This window comes from Aerococcus urinaehominis, from assembly GCF_001543245.1.
Lineage (GTDB): Bacteria > Bacillota > Bacilli > Lactobacillales > Aerococcaceae > Aerococcus > Aerococcus urinaehominis.
Genome location: NZ_CP014163.1, coordinates 1,594,060 through 1,610,111, shown reverse-complemented (window position 1 = coordinate 1,610,111; position 16,052 = coordinate 1,594,060). Strand labels below are relative to the sequence as shown.

The following is a 16,052-nucleotide window of genomic DNA, read 5'->3' as shown; positions in this document are numbered from 1 at the left end:
CTGACAACTCCTTTTCTAATGGCTATAAACAATAATTGTCTGCTTAACCGACAATGGTTTCAGCTAAAAATTCTCTAGTTCGCTGTTGACTTGGTTGGCCAAGCACTTGGTCCGGCGTCCCATCTTCTACAATCTGGGCTTTTTCCATAAAAATGACCCGGTCAGCAATTCGCCTAGCGAAATTAATTTCATGGGTCACAATCACAATTGTTTTATTGAGCTCTGTTAAGCGCTCGATGGTGGTCAAAACTTCATTGACTAGTTCCGGGTCCAAAGCTGAGGTCGGCTCATCTAGCAGGATAATCTCCGGATCAACTGCCAAGGCCCGGGCAATACTGACCCGTTGTTGCTGGCCACCAGAAAGGGTAGCAGGATATTGGTTACGCTGGTCAGATAGGCCGACTGATTTCAGTAGGGCTAAACCCTGTTTTTCCGCTGCTGCCTTATCTAATAGACCATTTTTAATCGGCGCCAGGGTCACATTTTCCAGGGCTGTCTTATTTTTAAAGAGATGGTATTGCTGGAAAACCATAGCGGATTGTTGCCGCAATTTTCTTGCTTCTTCCTTGGAGACAGTACCAGCTTCAACCTTGACGTCATTAATGGTGATACTACCGCTATCTATGGTTTCTAATAGGTTCAAACACCGTAATAAGGTGGATTTGCCAGAACCTGATGGGCCTATAATAGCCACAACATCCCCCTTGTTAATATCAATATTGATATCCTGTAGTACTTGGTTATCGCCAAATCGCTTGCTTAAATTTTTTATTGAAATATCAATCATGTTAGCCTCCTAACGCACATACGGCTTCATCAAGGTATTTTCCAGTCGAATCTGTAACCAGGACAAGAAGATGACAATGACCCAATAGATTAAACCAACCACCAGATAGGTTTCAAAGAATAAGGTAGAAGATGATGCCAGTAGTCGAGCTTGGGCAAACATTTCTACGATGCCTATGGTGAAAACAATTGAGGTTTCTTTAAAGAGGGAAATAAATACATTCCAAGCCCCTGGCAAAGCATTAACAACTGCTTGCGGCAAGATGATTTCCCGGTAAATATTGCTAGCTGACATGCCAACTGATAGCCCAGCTTCGACTTGGCCTTTATCGACACTATTTAGGGCTGCTCTAAAGATTTCCGCCAAGTAAGAAGATTCTTTAATTGAAAAAGCGATAATCGCTGCCGTCAAACCATTAACATTGGCAAAACCAGCAAATATCTGCGGCAAACCAAAGTATATTAGAAAGAGTTGCACCACGGTCGGCACCCCTCTAAAGAAAGAAATATAGACCGCTGCCAAGCCACTCAGTAACTTGTTTTGACTTAATCTCAATAAGGCGACTAAAAAGCCAATTAGAACTGAAAAGAAAAAGCAGACGATGCCTAATAGTAAAGTGACTGGGAAGTAGCTGAGTATACTTGGAATAATTTCCAACATGTAGTTTACATCCATATAATTTAATCGCCTCCATTTTTTAATAAGCTTTTTTTGAAAAATAAAGTAAGGTGGGTATTACCGGCTAGTTGTTTTTCAAATTGTGGTTGGAATCCCCATTTTTCATACATCTTAACCAAGCGACTATCATTAGCCGCTGTACCCAGGGTAAGGTATGGGCTGGCCAACTGTTTAACCACAATCTCTGCTTCCAACCAATGGTAGATTTGGCTGGCATAGCCACGACCCGCATAAGCTGGATGAGTAGCTAAACGACCGATATGCGGGTAGATATCATAACCAGGCTGTGGTCCCCATGGCAATCGTAGGGAAACACAGGCGACCAGAACCTGATCCACAAACATCCCGTAGGTCGGTACATTTACCAACCAATCACTCATTTCTTCTTGACTAGCCGAAATCGCTTGAAACGATACACCGGGCGTTTCAATCTGGCTATAAGCGGCATGGACGAGCTGGTAGTAGTCTTGATGATTTTCAAGGCTTAAGCGCCGGAATTCCTTAGACATCTTTTCTAAACTCCTTATAATAGGCCAAGACCTGGTCTACTTTCTGATCAGCCAAACCGGTGTAGTTTGCAGGATCTAACAGATCTTCTAACGCCGCTTTATCAAAGTGTTGAGTAATGCGACCATCCCTGCTTAAAACCTCCAGGAAATCACGACCTTGTTCAAAACTGGTCATCGCATTTTCATAAACAACATGATGGGCAGTTTGTTTACCCAGGGCCTTAGCCACTTCAAACATGACCCGCTCTGAAACAATCAAGCCGTGCTGGCTATTGAGGTTGGCAGTCATCTTGTCTTTTCTGACTAATAGATTAGGTAAAATCTGGTTGAAATTAGCTAATTGAGCTGCTAGATAGATGTTTATTTCGGGCAAGGCGACCCATTCTTGCCGCCAGCTCATGGCATCACGCTCATGTTCGGTCATCATTGAGTGATGAATTAATTCGGCTGCTTTTTGAATTGGCGGTGTTAAGGATACTAAACCCTCAATAGCAGCTGGGTTACGTTTATGGGGCATCGTTGACGAGCCAACTTTACCATCAGTAAAACCTTCTTCAATCTCGCCAATATCAGTCCGCATTAGGTTATATAATTCATTACCAATTTTTCCTAAACTAGCTGAAATAAGGGCTAGTACGTTGGCATATTCAGAGAAACGATCCCGCGATGACTGCCAAGAAATATTGGGTACCCCCAGGCCTAAAATTTCCAGCGTTTCAGTCTCTACTTGTGCACCCAGGTCGCCGAAAGAAGCATAAGTGCCCACCCCGCCACTGATATTGCCGACAAATACACGGCCCTCCATTTCTTGAGCCCTTTGATAATGGCGGATAAACTCATCGAGCCAAACCACAGCCTTAAAGGCTAAGGTGGTTGGTAAGGCATGCATACCATGGGTCCGACCTGCCATCACCGCATCACGGTTGTCATCAGCAAATTGGGCAATATGGTCGATTGCCTTTAACAAGTCAGCTTTAATGATTTGATAGGAGGCTTTGACCTGCAACATATGGCCAGTATCGACCACATCTTGGGTCGTTACCCCATAGTGAACATATTCGCCATAATCGCCTGTCTGCGCTTGGAGAGCATTAATCGTTGCCATCATGGAATGCTTTAAACGGGCAGATTCCGCAGCAATCTCCTCTATATCGTACAAGTCAGCTTGACTAGCTTTTTCAATGGCTTCAGCTGCCTGCTCAGGTATTAAACCTAACTTAGCCTCAGCTTGCGCTAAGGCAGCTTCGACCTTCAACTGTTGCTGCAGTCTATTCTCATCTGTCCAGATGGCTCTCATTTCAGGTGTAGAAAAATTGCCTTGGAGTGTCAGTAAATCAATCACATGGGAAGCCATAAAATCACCTTTCCTGGTAAATTATTTCTATAAAATTATTAAGTGTCATTGTTGCGATCGTTTCAATCGCTGAAAGAAGCGGTTGGGCTTTTTCTTTTCCAAGAGCACCCTTTAACTTAGAGATTAAGTCGCTATCACTCAGGGGATTTTCTGGTGACCCCTTAGGATGCTTTATTTTTTGATAGTAGTGACGGCCGTCAATCGTGGCTATCTCTATTTCAGCGTACATATCTGTTGGTGTACTCGCATTATCTGACCTTGAAAAAAGGGAGAAATAGGGTGCATAGTCTGCAAGAGTCTTTGTGGCAGCAAAGTCTGCGGCTTCAAATCTCTGTTTATCCAAAGCCAGCAAAACAATGTATTCAGGAGAAAACTGACCCTGGTGGCCATTTTCAGGTTGCCGGTAGACTAGAGCTGCATCCCTGCCCTTGGGGAAAGTCAACCTTACCCGTTCTATATCTGCTATATCTATTTGATAGTCTGCGCTTAAAGTCAGGGCTGCATCTGCGGTGCGATAGGCAGCAGAGCAGAAAGGATAGGCCTTGAACCAAAGACCCGGATCAACAATTTTCCATTGGCCACTGGTTGGTTGATCAACAGTATTAACTAGACCTAAGTTTGCTAGCCAGGATTTAAAATCTTTAAAAATATAAACTTGACCTTGTATACCTGCTGACACTAATAAATAAGCATCAACAGCCTGCCTGGCAGCCATACCAGCCTGCATGGCTTTCATGTCTGATCCAAATTGAAAGCGAAAGCCACCTGCCTGGCTAAGGACCACTGAGAGCATCTGCAAACAGGTTGCACTATCTAGGGAAAGTAGATAAGCAATCGCAAGGCTGCTAGCTAGGCCACCGATTGTCGCAGTCGTATGCCAACCTAATTCATATAAAGTTGGATTTGCCAAATCCCCTAACCTGGCAGCCAGCTCAATGCCAACCACATAAGCATCCAATAGCCTTTGTGCTGGAATATCTTTAACATCGGTCAGCTGGCATACTGTCAACAGGCTAGGCAAGATGACGGCACTCGGATGCCCCCTTAAATCACCATGAACATCGTCCATATCCCGATAGTGGGCCTGAAAGCCTTGAATTAAAGCAGCACTGCGACCGCTTAAAGCTTGTCCTTGGAATATAGCTTGAGCGGGTCCTGGACTATTTTTACTTTCACTCGCTAATAAATTTTTAATCATTTGGTCATTCCTGGCCAAGGCCGAGGCGGCAAAAAAGTCAATCAGACCACGTTTGGCAGCCCGATTGACTTCCTCTTGGTGACAAGGTGCCTGATTTAACAAGCCTTTAATGAGCTTTTCCATGGCTACCTTTCTTCTGTTACATCAATACCATAATATTTTTCGGATAGAGCTTTCAGGGTGCCATCAGCGCGTAGTTTTTCTAACTCTTGGTTGAACTGATCACGGAGTGCGCGTCCCTCTTCATCATCTGCGAATGGGAAAACGATATTATCATGAGGAATGTCTTTTACTAGTAGCACTCGGAAAGGCGCTTTCTTTTGAGCAATATTAGCTTCGATATTAGCGGCATCCTGAACAAAACCTGCGTTTCGACCTTGGGATACATCTAATTCGGCTCCCTCGCGATTTTCATAGGTTTTTACATTGATGTTAGCCCCGTGATCTTCAATGTATTTGTTTAAGGCTTCAGTCTTGTTGGAACCAAATACACCGCCAATTGTTTGTCCTTCCAAATCAGCTATTGATTGGTAACTTGAATCAGCTAAAACACCGATGCCAGTATAGGCATAGTTGTATGGATCTGAAAAAGCATATGCTTCTGCCCGTTTAGGTGTACCCGCAAAGTTATTGGCAATGGTGTCTAGACGTTTGGTTTCTAACTGACCCATCAGGCCATCAAATGACGCTGTGGTCCACTCAACCTCGTAACCTAGATTTTCTGCAATTTTTTCAGCAACCTCAACATCGTAGCCAACTAACTTGTCACCTTCTAAGTATGAATTCGGAAATGATTGGCCGGTCGCCCCAATTTGAAGCGTCTGATTAGTACTACCACCAGTTTCTTGACCAGATTGACTAGCCCCACATCCTGCTAAAAATAATCCAACCGTTAAAACAAGGCCAAATAATCTTTTCATATAAATTACCTCCAAGTAAAAATTCAATTTCCAATCATTGGTCTGTTCTATTTAAAATACATTTACTATATTTAAGTAAGTACGACTGGCTTGTTCTCATATTAACTTTTTTCACTAGGTCATGTCAATATATCTCCCCAAATCACTGGTATCTCTTAGCTATCACTGGTGATAAGGGAAATTAAGTTATATTATTTAACAAAATAAATCATTTTCAATCGTTTCTGGCTGTCACCTTATGTTAGATTTCATCAATTATAGGTGATCATTAATTTTGATTGCCTAACTAACTCCCTATGGGGATGGGCCAAGTTACTAGCTTTAGGTTGATGATTATTAACTCTTGCATAAATAAAAAAAGACCTACTAGATCGATGTCTAGTAAGCCTTTCGCTTTGTCGTTATCTAAAGTTTAGTTCGCTAATAGATTGGGCTGATTAGCTAATTGCGAAAATCTGAGCGGGATGATTTTCGTAGCACTATTTTCTGAAAAGATCGATTCGATATTAGCCATATTGATAATTGGGTTAGTGATGTCATCAAAAATTGCTTGATAAGTAACAAAGGGGGTATCAATTTTTACAACTTGATTACTAATATCTTCATAATGGAACTCATCAAATAGCCAGTCAAAGTAGACTTGTTTTAATCGTTGGGATTTGGCCATTTAATCACCCGCTTTCTCTTGTATATTAGCATAGCCTGTAAAGGCATAAAAGGCATCAATTAAGGTATCAACGTTAGGAAAATTTCCTGCTTCAATGGGAATAGCTAAAGCATCTTTTTTATCATAAGCGTTATGATAAATATGAATATGATTACCAGATACTAACTGTCCGTCAGGATTGAAATGACGATTCCTATTTTACTAACAAGATTCAAAAATTTTTACCAAGAAAAAAGCTCCAAACGCTGATTCAATCGCGTTTGGAGACTTTTATTTGTTATTCCCACTCAATGGTTGCTGGTGGTTTAGAGGTGATATCCAAGACCACGCGGTTGATGCCGTCAACTTCATTGACAATCCGGCGGGAGATATCGTCTAGGACGTCATAAGGGATCCGGGCCCATTCTGAAGTCATCCCGTCAACAGAAGTAACTGCGCGGATACCGATGGTGTAGTCATAGGTCCGGACGTCACCCATGACCCCAACTGACTTGAAGCCTGGTAGGACGGTAAAGTATTGCCAGATATCGCCTTCTAGGCCGGCCTTGGCAATTTCATCACGGAGTACCCAGTCAGATTCGCGTACCACTTGTAACTTCTCAGGAGTCACTTCACCAATCACGCGGATGGCTAGGCCTGGTCCTGGGAAGGGTTGCCGCCAGACAATATGGTGGGGCATACCTAACTCTTCTCCCAGAGCCCGCACTTCATCCTTGAAGAGGGTATCGAGGGGCTCGATTAATTCAAACTGCATGTCTTCTGGCAAGCCGCCCACATTGTGGTGGGACTTGATGGTTTGGGCTGAATCGGTACCAGATTCGATAATATCGGTGTAGAGGGTACCTTGGGCTAGCCACTTGATGCCGTCAAGTTTGTCAGCTTCATCGTCAAAGACCTCGATAAATTCGTTACCGATAATCTTACGTTTTTGCTCAGGATCATCAACGCCTTTTAGCTTACCAAGGAAGCGGTCGGCCGCATCAACCTTGATAATGTTTAGACCAAAGCCGTCACCTAGGGTATCCATTACCTGTTGGGCCTCGTTTTTACGCAAGAGGCCGTGGTCAACGAAGATACAAGTTAACTGGTCGCCGATGGCTTTTTGTAAGAGGCCCCCAACCACTGACGAGTCCACCCCACCTGATAGACCAAGTAGGACCTTGTCGTTACCGACTTTTTCGCGGATTTGTTGGATTTGCAGGTCAATAAAGTTGGCCATGGTCCAGTCAGCCTGGGCGCCACAAATGTTGAAGACAAAGTTATGGAGCATGTCATGACCATGGATAGAAGCCTTCACTTCTGGGTGGAACTGGAAGCCATAAATTTGCTTGTCTGGGTTTTCAAAGGCCGCTACTGGGCTGTTGTGGCCCTTGGCTGTGACTTCAAAGCCTTCAGGCACCTTAGTGATATGGTCACCGTGTGACATGAGGACGGTTTCGACCTCTTCAAGACCGGCAAAGATTTTAGAATCCCGCTTGTCAATTTTCATCTCTTGTTGGCCAAATTCCTTCTTAGCCGCTTTTTCTACTTGACCACCGAATTTTTTGGCGGTTAACTGCATGCCATAGCAGATACCTAAAACTGGGATACCCAGTTCGTAAATCTTTTCATCCACATCATAAGAACCTTCCTCATAAACTGAGCTCGGGCCACCTGAGAGGACAACCCCCTTCACATGAGGCATGGCCTGGATTTCTGCCGCCGTGGTATGGCGTGACATCAGTTCCGAATACACCCCAAATTCCCGGATCCGACGAGTAATCAATTGGTTGTATTGGCTACCATAGTCGAGCACGATAATGCGGTCAAAATCTTGTAATTCTTCATGCTTGGTCATGACGCTATCTCCATCTCCTTTTTCTATTAGATATAAGCATTTTAGCAAAAAAAAGCTAGGCTGACTAGGGGCGGACCCAAATCTCAACCGGGCCCAAGCCACTTAGGGTAATTAGGACTTTATGGGTGGCAAACTGACCATCTTCCAGTATAATAAGTGTGATATGGTTTTCTGGTTTTTAAGCCAGTTTAAGCCAGAGACTTAAAGGAGTGACGGTATGACGAAGCAGGCACGGGGCATAGGAAGCGCCCATGGCAAAATTATCCTAATGGGCGAGCACAGCGTGGTTTACGGCCACCCGGCTTTAGCCCTGCCCTTCCAGGCGGTGGAGATGACAGCTGAAATCACCCCCATGCCCAGCCGGTCGGTCATCCGCTCAGCCCTCTATGAAGGCCCCCTGCAAGTGACCCCACCCCACCTGAATAATATCAGCGCCCTGGTCAACAAAATCCGCCAGGACCTGGGCATGGCCAACCGGCATATCTGCCTGACCATCTCTTCATCGATTCCGGCTGAACGCGGTATGGGGTCGTCAGCGGCCGTGGCGGTAGCAGTTATCAAGGCCTTTTATGCCTTTATTGACCAGCCTTTATCCTTAGCGGACCTGATCGCCTATGCCGACTATGCCGAAGCCATCGCCCATGGTCAGGCCTCCGGCTTGGACGCCCGCTTGGCTGCCTATAACCTACCCCTGATTTACCGCAAGGGCCAGCCGGTGACTGACCTCCATTTTGAGAGTCCCTACTGGTTGGTGGTGGCTGATACCGGCATTCCCGGCAACACCAAGCAGGCGGTGGCAGGCATCGCTAAAAGCCTCCAGTCCCGCCACCCCAACCGGAAACGGGCTAGCCAGGACTTGATCCAGGGGCTAGCCCAGGCCAGCCAAGCCTTTATTGACTGTTTGGACCAAGGGGCGACTGGCCGCTACCAGGACCTGTGTGACCTGATGAACCAGGCCCAGGCCAACCTGCAAGCCCTGCAAGTATCCAGCCAAGAATTAGACTATGGCATCCAACTGGCCCGCCAGGCTGGTGCGGGTGGGGCCAAATTAACCGGGGGCGGCCGGGGTGGCTGCTTTATTGCCCTGTGCCAAACTGAGGCCCAGGCCCAACAAGTTAGCCAGGCCCTCTTAGACCAAGAACTAGCGGTCGCCAGCTGGCTGACCCCCTTTTCCGCTTAATTTTCTAGAAGGAGGCTTGTCCTTATGACTGCCCATACGGCCATCTGTAAGGCCCATACCAATATCGCCCTAATTAAGTATTGGGGCAAACGCGATGAAAGCTTGTTTCTACCCATGACCTCTTCCTTGTCCCTAACCCTAGACGGCCTCTATACCGTAACCAAGGTCACTTTCGACCCGGATTTGGGCCAAGACCGCTTTGACCTCAATGGTCAAGGCCAGGGCCAGGCTGAAACTGACAAAATTTCCCGTTTTTTAGACCTATTTCGCACTGAAGCCCAGTGTGACTGGCCCGCTTACGTCCAGTCTTATAACTTTGTGCCCACTGCTGCTGGCTTAGCCTCCTCGGCTTCCGCCTTTGCGGCCCTGGCTGGTGCCTGCCGCCAGGCTTTAAAGCTAGACATGTCTGACCAGGTTCTTTCCACCTTTGCCCGCCGGGGGTCAGGATCGGCAACCCGCAGTGTTTTTGGCGGTTTTGTCGAGTGGCAGGCTGGGGTTTCTAGTGAGACCTCTTTTGCCAAGCCCCTGGACGATGGTGACTGGGATATTGGTATGGTGATTGTCGCCTTGAATACCAATAAAAAACAAATTTCTTCCCGAACCGGCATGAAGCTGACCATGGCGACCTCACCTTATTACCAATTATGGCCGCAAATCGTGGCCCAGGACCTGGCAGCTATGCACCGGGCCCTGGCCCAGCGTGACTTTGACCAGATTGGCCGGCTGGCTGAGGCCAATGCCATGCGCATGCATGCCTCCATGTTGGCAGCTGACCCACCCTTCTCTTACTTTGAACCGGCCACCATGGCCTTGATCAAACAGATCCAAACCTGGCGGCAGGCGGGCTGGTCGATCTACTACACCATGGACGCCGGTCCCAATGTCAAGATTCTCTGCCGCAAGTCACAAATGCAAGATCTAGCCCAACTGCTAGCTGACTTTATGCCAGACGCCCAGATAATCACCAGCCAGGCTGGTCCTGGCCTCAGCTACCTCAGCCCTGACCAATGGAAGGAGATTCAAGATGCCCAGTCAAACCGTAACTAGCCGGGTGCCCGGCAAACTCTATTTAGCTGGTGAGTATGCCGTTGTTGCCAACCACCAGCCCGCCCTGGTCACAGCGGTCGATGCCTTTTTAGCCGTAACCGCCAAGAAAAGCCAGGCTGAGCTGGGCGTTTTGACCACCAATTTAGCCGACCACCCCTTTATGTGGTTTGCGGATGCGGATGGCCATATTGTCTCCAACAGCCCCCATGCCGAATCCTTTGATTTAATTTGGCAGGCCATTGAAGTGGCCAGCCGCTACTGCCTAACCAAGGCTGGCCTGGAGCCAGCTGACCGTTTAGTCTTTAACCTGGATATTAAAAGCCAATTAGACAGCCCGGACGGTCAAAAGTACGGGCTAGGTTCATCCGGCGCGGTTACCCTGGCTGTTTTGGACGCTGTCCTGCAATTGTACGGGGTTGACAGCGAACTGAGCTTTGCTGACCGGGCCTTGGTCCTCTACAAGTTGGGTGTCATTAGCCAGACCAAGCTGGGCCTCAAGGGGTCCTTTGGCGACCTGGCTGCTTCGGCCCGAACTGGGGTGGTCTACTACCGGTCCTTTGACCGGGCTTGGTTTGCTGACCAGGCCATGACCACCGGCCCCGAAATTGCTGATTTGGTGGCTAGCTACTGGCCCCTCTTGACCATTGACCAATTAGCCCTGCCGGCCAATTGGCAGTTGAGCCTGGTTTGGACCCAGGAAGAGGCCTCCACTGAAACCCAAATCAACCACGCCAACCGGCTTAACCGCGACGCCATCCACAAGAACTTTCTAAATTATTCCCGCAAGCAGGTTGACAGTTTACAGGCAGCTTGGCAAGGCGAAGACTTTGACCAAGTCTGCCACTACCTGGCCAAAAACCGGGAGACCATTAGCTTTTACACCAAGCAAATCGGCAAGGCCTACGAGACTGACCGCTTAAAACTAGCCTTAGAAATTGCTGACGATTTTTCGGGCCAGGCCAAGATTTCTGGTGCCGGAGCAGGTGACTGTGCCTACCTGCTCTGCCAGTCTGCCCAGGTTGACCAGGCTGTTAAGCAAGCCTGGCAACAAGCGGGCTTGACCACCCTTGACTATAATTTTTACCAAGCAAAGGAAGATTAAATGTCCATTCAAAGCCAAAGAAAAGATGACCACGTCCGCCATGCTGATAGCCAATACCAAACTAATCCCACTGATTTTGCAGCCCTAGACTTTGTCCACCAATCCATCCCCCGCCTCAATGTGGCTGATATTGATATCTCCACCCGGCTTTTAGGTCATGAGCTAGCCAGTCCCTTCTATATCAATGCCATGACGGGGGGCTCAGAATGGACCAAGCAGATTAATCGGATGTTTGCCGAGCTGGCTCATGAAACCGGCTTGGCCATGGCAGCCGGTTCGCTCTCAATTGCCATTAAAGATCCTAGCACGGCTGACTCCTTTAAGGTCATCCGCCAGGCTAACCCAGATGGCTTTGTCCTGGCCAACCTAGGCGCCAACCACAATTTGGAAAATGCCAAACGGGCTGTCGATATCCTAGAGGCCAATGCCCTGCAAATCCACCTCAACACCCCCCAAGAAGTAGTCATGCCCGAGGGCGACCGCGACTTCCGGCCCTATTATGACCATATCCAAGAAATTGTGGCCGGCCTGGATGTGCCAGTTTTGGTTAAGGAAGTTGGCTTTGGCATGGCCCGCGAAACCATGGAAACGCTAGCTGACCTGGGCGTCCAGGCCATCGATGTGTCAGGCCGAGGCGGAACCAACTTTGCCCTGATTGAAAACGCCCGTCGCAGCGAGACCTTTGATATGTCCTACTTGGCCAACTGGGGCCAGTCTACCCTGGTATCCCTATTAGAGGCTCAGGATTTGATGGCGACCGGCCAAGTTGATATCGTCTCCTCAGGTGGCATTAAAAACCCGCTCGACATGGTCAAGGCCCTGGCCCTAGGTGCCAAAGCTACCGCCATGTCCGGCTTCTTCCTCCACCAGGTCCTCAACCAGCCCCTGGCCGACTGCATCCAAACTGTCCGGGACTATCAAGACCAACTGCGCCTGATTATGGCCCTGGTCAATGCCCCTGATATCGCCAGCCTTAGTCAAACCGACCTAGTGGTCACCGGCTACCCTGCCCAGTGGGCCCAAGCCCGTGGCATAGATATTAACAGGTTGGCTAATCGCAGCCAGGCTGGCAGATAAACCACTTCATAAAGAAAAGACGAGGATTTTACCCCTCGTCTTTTTTCTTTGCTAAATTTATTCTCCGCCCCATTTCTGGACTAACTGGCTTTAGCTGGTGAACTAGCTTAACTCATATACTTAGGCTATTTGAACTGCAGAGAAAAGATTGCGAACTAGCCTAAGTACCCTTGATAAGCTACTTCAGCCACTGGGTCGCTACTGGACTTGCTGCATATCGGTGCTCAAGTAGCTAAAGCCACGCGGTTAGGCTACTTGAACTGCAGAGAAAAGATCGCGAACTAGCCTAAGTACCCTTGATAAGCTACTTCAGCCACTGGGTCGCTACTGGACTTGCTGCATATCGGTGCTCAAGTAGCTAAAGCCACGCGGTTAGGCTACTTGAACTGCAGAGAAAAGATCGCGAACTAGCCTAAGTACCCTTGATAAGCTACTTCAGCCACTGGGTCGCTACTGGACTTGCTGCATATCGGTGCTCAAGTAGCTAAAGCCACGCGGTTAGGCTACTTGAACTGCAGAGAAAAGATCGCGAACTAGCCTAAGTACCCTTGATAAGCTACTTCAGCCACTGGGTCGCGATTAAGTCCATATAATTGTGTAAAAAGAAAAACCATAATAATCTTTTTTGGTTACAATGTAATTGGCTAAAACACATTGAAAGGAAGATTATTATGGCTCAACTAAATATTACCCTAAACTTAGAAGAAATTACAGAGGCAGTTCTAAACAGTGATATGGATCAGATGATGAAGTCCCTAACTGTAACCATCTTTAATGCCTATATGCAAGCAGAGCGTGAGGAATTTATTAATGCTAAGCGCTATGAGCGCACAGATGACCGGAAAGATTATCGTAATGGCTCCTATAAAAGAAACTTTAAAACAAAGGTAGGGACTGTTGAACTGGATGTCCCTCGGACACAATCAGGAGAATTTGATACCAAGCTATTCGATAAATATCAACGTATGGACAAGGCCTTTGTGGCTGTTTTAACCGAAATGTATATTAATGGGGTCTCAACACGCCGTATTAAGAAGGTTGTTGAAACACTCTGTGGCGAAGGTGTTTCTAAATCATTTGTCTCTTCAGTAAATAAAAACTTGGACCCTGCTGTTTTCGAATTTAAAGGGCGTTCCCTAACACATACGAATTTTCGATATGTTTATGTCGATGCCATGTATATTAAAGTTCGCGAAAACCATCGTTCTGTCTCTAAAGGTGTTTATATTGCTCAGGGTATTAACGATGATAATCGTCGCGAAATTATCGGCTTTATGATTGCTGATAATGAATCAGAAGAAAACTGGAAGAACTTCTTCCTTGATTTAAAGGCCAGAGGCCTAACTAAACCAACATTAATTATATCTGACGCCCACAAGGGACTAAAATCAGCGATTAGTAATCAATTTTTAGGCACTACCTGGCAACGGTGTACGGTTCATTTTCTACGTAATATTTTAGCTCATTTTCCAAAAAAGGATTGCAGTCATGAGAGAAGTCTTCTAAAGAGAATATTTAATGCTGATAGTCAACAAAGAGCGCGAGAGTTAAAATTTGAATTTGTAGAATACGTTAGTGGCAATGAGAAATATGACAAAGCTGTTAATACGCTAGAGGAAGGCTTCGAAGATGCTATCCCATACTTATTAGAACCCACACCTTATCGCGTTTCACTGAAAACAACTAACAGTCTAGAAAGGCTAAATCGAGAAATTAGAAGAAGAGAGAAAGTTGTCGGCCTCTTTCCTAATATAGAGGCTGCGGAGCGACTTATAGGAAGTGTATTGCTTGATTTGCATGAATATTGGGAGACATGTCCTCATAAATTCTTTAATAACATAGTCTAAATATTTATACCCACCAATTACATTCTATAATTTACACAAGATTGTGGACTTGACATGGGTCGCTACTGGACTTGCTGCATATCGGTGCTCAAGTAGCTAAAGCCACGCGGTTAGGCTACTTGAACTGCAGAGAAAAGATCGCGAACTAGCCTAAGTACCCTTGATAAGCTACTTCAGCCACTGGGTCGCTACTGGACTTGCTGCATATCGGTGCTCAAGTAGCTTAAGCCACACGGTTAGGCTACTTGAACTGTAAAGAAGCGATCGCGAACTAGCCTAAGTACCCTTGATAAGCTACTTCAGCCACCAGATCACCACTGAAAGGGCTGCATATCGGTGCTCAAGTAGCTTAAGCCACACGGTTAGGCTACTTGATTATTTATACATGAGCGCCATCAACCTAACAGATAGTAACAAACCGCAAAAGCTAGGGTGCCAGCGACCATAGTAGCCATAATATCCTTACGATAGTAGGCCACTAGCCCAGCCACCAGACCAGGGATTAGCTTGAGATTAACCAAGGGGTTTAAGGCTAAGTCCCCTTGCCAGAAGAAGAGGTCAGTAGCCACCAGACAAGTGAATATAGTCAAGGGAATGTAGGCCATAAATTGACGCAGGCTGGGATTGAGTGGCCCACGGTTTACCATGAGAGCCGGCACAATCCGCATCAAACTGGTCAAACTACCTAAAATGATAATCAGCCACCACTTATTCATGACGTACCCCCCTCCTTCTATCTAGATAATGAAAGGCCAGGTAGGCAGATGCTAGCGCCGCGGCTACTATCACCAGACTATGGTCAAAAATAACCATCAGAGTCACCACCAAAATACTGGTAAAGGCGACGAGCGACACCTGGGCCCGGGTTTTAACCTGCATCACCAAGAGGCCGATAAACATCGCAGTCAACACATAATTCAAGATGTCGGTCGGTAGGGTTAAGCCACCCCACAAGGCCGTCAAACCGCCTAGCCAAGTGGCAACAAGCCAGGCGAGTTGACTGGTCAGGTTGACGGCCAGGGCCTGGGTATAGGTCCAAGTTTGGCCCGGCTTTTCATGGGCTAGTTCCAGTTGGGTCATATTGACGGCAAAGCTTTCATCAGTTACCGCAAAACCTAAAAGGGCCATCTGCCAATTGCTGACACCTTGGTAATAAGCAGCCTGGGTTGAAGTCAGGACAATTGACCGTAAGTGGAGGGCCAGAAGGATTAGCATAATTTCCCAGGTGCCCAAACCCTGGCTCACCAGACCGGCCAGCATAAACTGGGAGGCGCCTGAAAGCACCAAAATCGACATTAAAGCAATCTGCCCCAAACTAAATCCAGCCTGGAATAAAAGTAGGCCACAAGCCAGCCCAATCGGTAGGTAGCCAATCGCTACCGGCAAGGCCTTTTTACAGCCCGATAAAAATAATTGCATGCCTTCACTTCCTTAATCACTCAAATTTGGCTCAAAGGGCTAGGACAGTGCTGTCCTAGCCCTCTTTATTTAATCAATGGTGCTTGCAAGCAAGTTAGCCTGCTGCGCCTCACACCCTGTTTTAGTCGGGTTAGACTGGGCAGGCATGGCGCCACTTCAGAAATTAGTCGCAATAGCTTATCAGCTATAGGGCTAATTCCTTCCAGTGGTCCATGCCTAAACGCCCAGCCTCACACCCTGTTTTAGTCGGGTTCCTAGAAGCTGAACTGAAGTCATTTCACTAGGCTGACGCAATAGCTTGCAGCTATTGGTCTGCCTAGCTCCAACGATTCAGTTCAGAACGCTTCTTGTCACACCCTTGTTTTAGTCGGGCTCGAATCGGCAGGAATGAAGTCACTTCAGAAATCTGACACAATATCTTGCAGATATT

16 protein-coding genes are annotated in these 16,052 nt (G+C 46.9%); 5 read left to right on the top strand and 11 right to left on the bottom strand.

Annotation, left to right across the window (positions count from 1 at the left end; genetic code table 11):
- Positions 1-43: 43 nt before the first annotated feature.
- The 9 genes from AWM75_RS07560 to guaA form a co-directional block, all read right to left on the bottom strand.
- Positions 44-787, bottom strand: coding sequence for an amino acid ABC transporter ATP-binding protein (locus AWM75_RS07560; RefSeq protein ID WP_067980369.1), 744 nt, complete (start codon positions 785-787; stop codon positions 44-46).
- Positions 788-796: 9 nt separating this feature from the next.
- On the bottom strand, positions 797-1,462 hold the full coding sequence (locus AWM75_RS07555; RefSeq protein ID WP_067980366.1) for an amino acid ABC transporter permease: 666 nt from the start codon (positions 1,460-1,462) through the stop codon (positions 797-799).
- A 5-nt stretch (positions 1,463-1,467) separates the two neighbouring features.
- Complete coding sequence (locus tag AWM75_RS07550; RefSeq protein ID WP_067980363.1) at positions 1,468-1,974, bottom strand: GNAT family N-acetyltransferase; 507 nt, start codon at positions 1,972-1,974, stop codon at positions 1,468-1,470.
- Positions 1,967-3,328 carry an adenylosuccinate lyase gene (gene purB, locus AWM75_RS07545; RefSeq protein ID WP_067980360.1) on the bottom strand — a complete coding sequence of 454 codons (1,362 nt, stop codon included), beginning with the start codon at positions 3,326-3,328 and terminating at the stop codon, positions 1,967-1,969. The genes AWM75_RS07550 and purB overlap by 8 nt, the downstream gene beginning before the upstream one ends.
- Before the next feature lie 4 nt (positions 3,329-3,332).
- Complete coding sequence (locus tag AWM75_RS07540) at positions 3,333-4,649, bottom strand: MmgE/PrpD family protein (protein WP_067980357.1); 1,317 nt, start codon at positions 4,647-4,649, stop codon at positions 3,333-3,335.
- A 2-nt stretch (positions 4,650-4,651) separates the two neighbouring features.
- Positions 4,652-5,446: a transporter substrate-binding domain-containing protein gene (locus AWM75_RS07535; RefSeq protein WP_067980354.1), complete on the bottom strand. Its 795-nt coding sequence runs from the start codon at positions 5,444-5,446 to the stop codon at positions 4,652-4,654.
- A 412-nt stretch (positions 5,447-5,858) separates the two neighbouring features.
- Positions 5,859-6,113, bottom strand: a complete 255-nt coding sequence (locus AWM75_RS07530) for a hypothetical protein (RefSeq protein ID WP_067980351.1) — start codon at positions 6,111-6,113, stop codon at positions 5,859-5,861.
- Positions 6,114-6,254 carry a hypothetical protein gene (locus AWM75_RS08955; RefSeq protein ID WP_417860071.1) on the bottom strand — a complete coding sequence of 47 codons (141 nt, stop codon included), beginning with the start codon at positions 6,252-6,254 and terminating at the stop codon, positions 6,114-6,116.
- 136 nt (positions 6,255-6,390) lie between these two features.
- Positions 6,391-7,950: a glutamine-hydrolyzing GMP synthase gene (gene guaA / locus AWM75_RS07525; protein WP_067980347.1), complete on the bottom strand. Its 1,560-nt coding sequence runs from the start codon at positions 7,948-7,950 to the stop codon at positions 6,391-6,393.
- Positions 7,951-8,167: 217 nt separating this feature from the next.
- Here guaA and mvk point away from each other — a divergent pair, with 217 nt between their 5' ends.
- The 5 genes from mvk (at position 8,168) to AWM75_RS07500 (ending at position 14,203) form a co-directional block, all read left to right on the top strand.
- Positions 8,168-9,130, top strand: coding sequence for a mevalonate kinase (mvk, locus tag AWM75_RS07520; RefSeq protein ID WP_067980344.1), 963 nt, complete (start codon positions 8,168-8,170; stop codon positions 9,128-9,130).
- Between the two features lie 24 nt (positions 9,131-9,154).
- Positions 9,155-10,177, top strand: a complete 1,023-nt coding sequence (gene mvaD / locus AWM75_RS07515; RefSeq protein WP_067980341.1) for a diphosphomevalonate decarboxylase — start codon at positions 9,155-9,157, stop codon at positions 10,175-10,177.
- Positions 10,155-11,279, top strand: coding sequence for a phosphomevalonate kinase (locus AWM75_RS07510; RefSeq protein ID WP_067980338.1), 1,125 nt, complete (start codon positions 10,155-10,157; stop codon positions 11,277-11,279). Before mvaD ends, AWM75_RS07510 begins: the two co-directional genes overlap by 23 nt.
- The gene (gene fni, locus AWM75_RS07505; protein ID WP_067980336.1) at positions 11,280-12,356 is read left to right on the top strand and encodes a type 2 isopentenyl-diphosphate Delta-isomerase; all 1,077 of its coding nucleotides are present in this window, start codon (positions 11,280-11,282) and stop codon (positions 12,354-12,356) included.
- Positions 12,357-13,027: 671 nt separating this feature from the next.
- Positions 13,028-14,203, top strand: a complete 1,176-nt coding sequence (locus AWM75_RS07500) for an IS256 family transposase (protein ID WP_067980334.1) — start codon at positions 13,028-13,030, stop codon at positions 14,201-14,203.
- Between the two features lie 395 nt (positions 14,204-14,598).
- Here AWM75_RS07500 and AWM75_RS07495 read toward each other — a convergent pair whose 3' ends face one another.
- Together AWM75_RS07495 and AWM75_RS07490 are read right to left on the bottom strand one after the other, a co-directional pair.
- Positions 14,599-14,919: an AzlD domain-containing protein gene (locus tag AWM75_RS07495; protein ID WP_067980331.1), complete on the bottom strand. Its 321-nt coding sequence runs from the start codon at positions 14,917-14,919 to the stop codon at positions 14,599-14,601.
- Positions 14,912-15,622: an AzlC family ABC transporter permease gene (locus AWM75_RS07490; RefSeq protein ID WP_067980328.1), complete on the bottom strand. Its 711-nt coding sequence runs from the start codon at positions 15,620-15,622 to the stop codon at positions 14,912-14,914. Before AWM75_RS07490 ends, AWM75_RS07495 begins: the two co-directional genes overlap by 8 nt.
- Positions 15,623-16,052 lie beyond the last annotated feature (430 nt).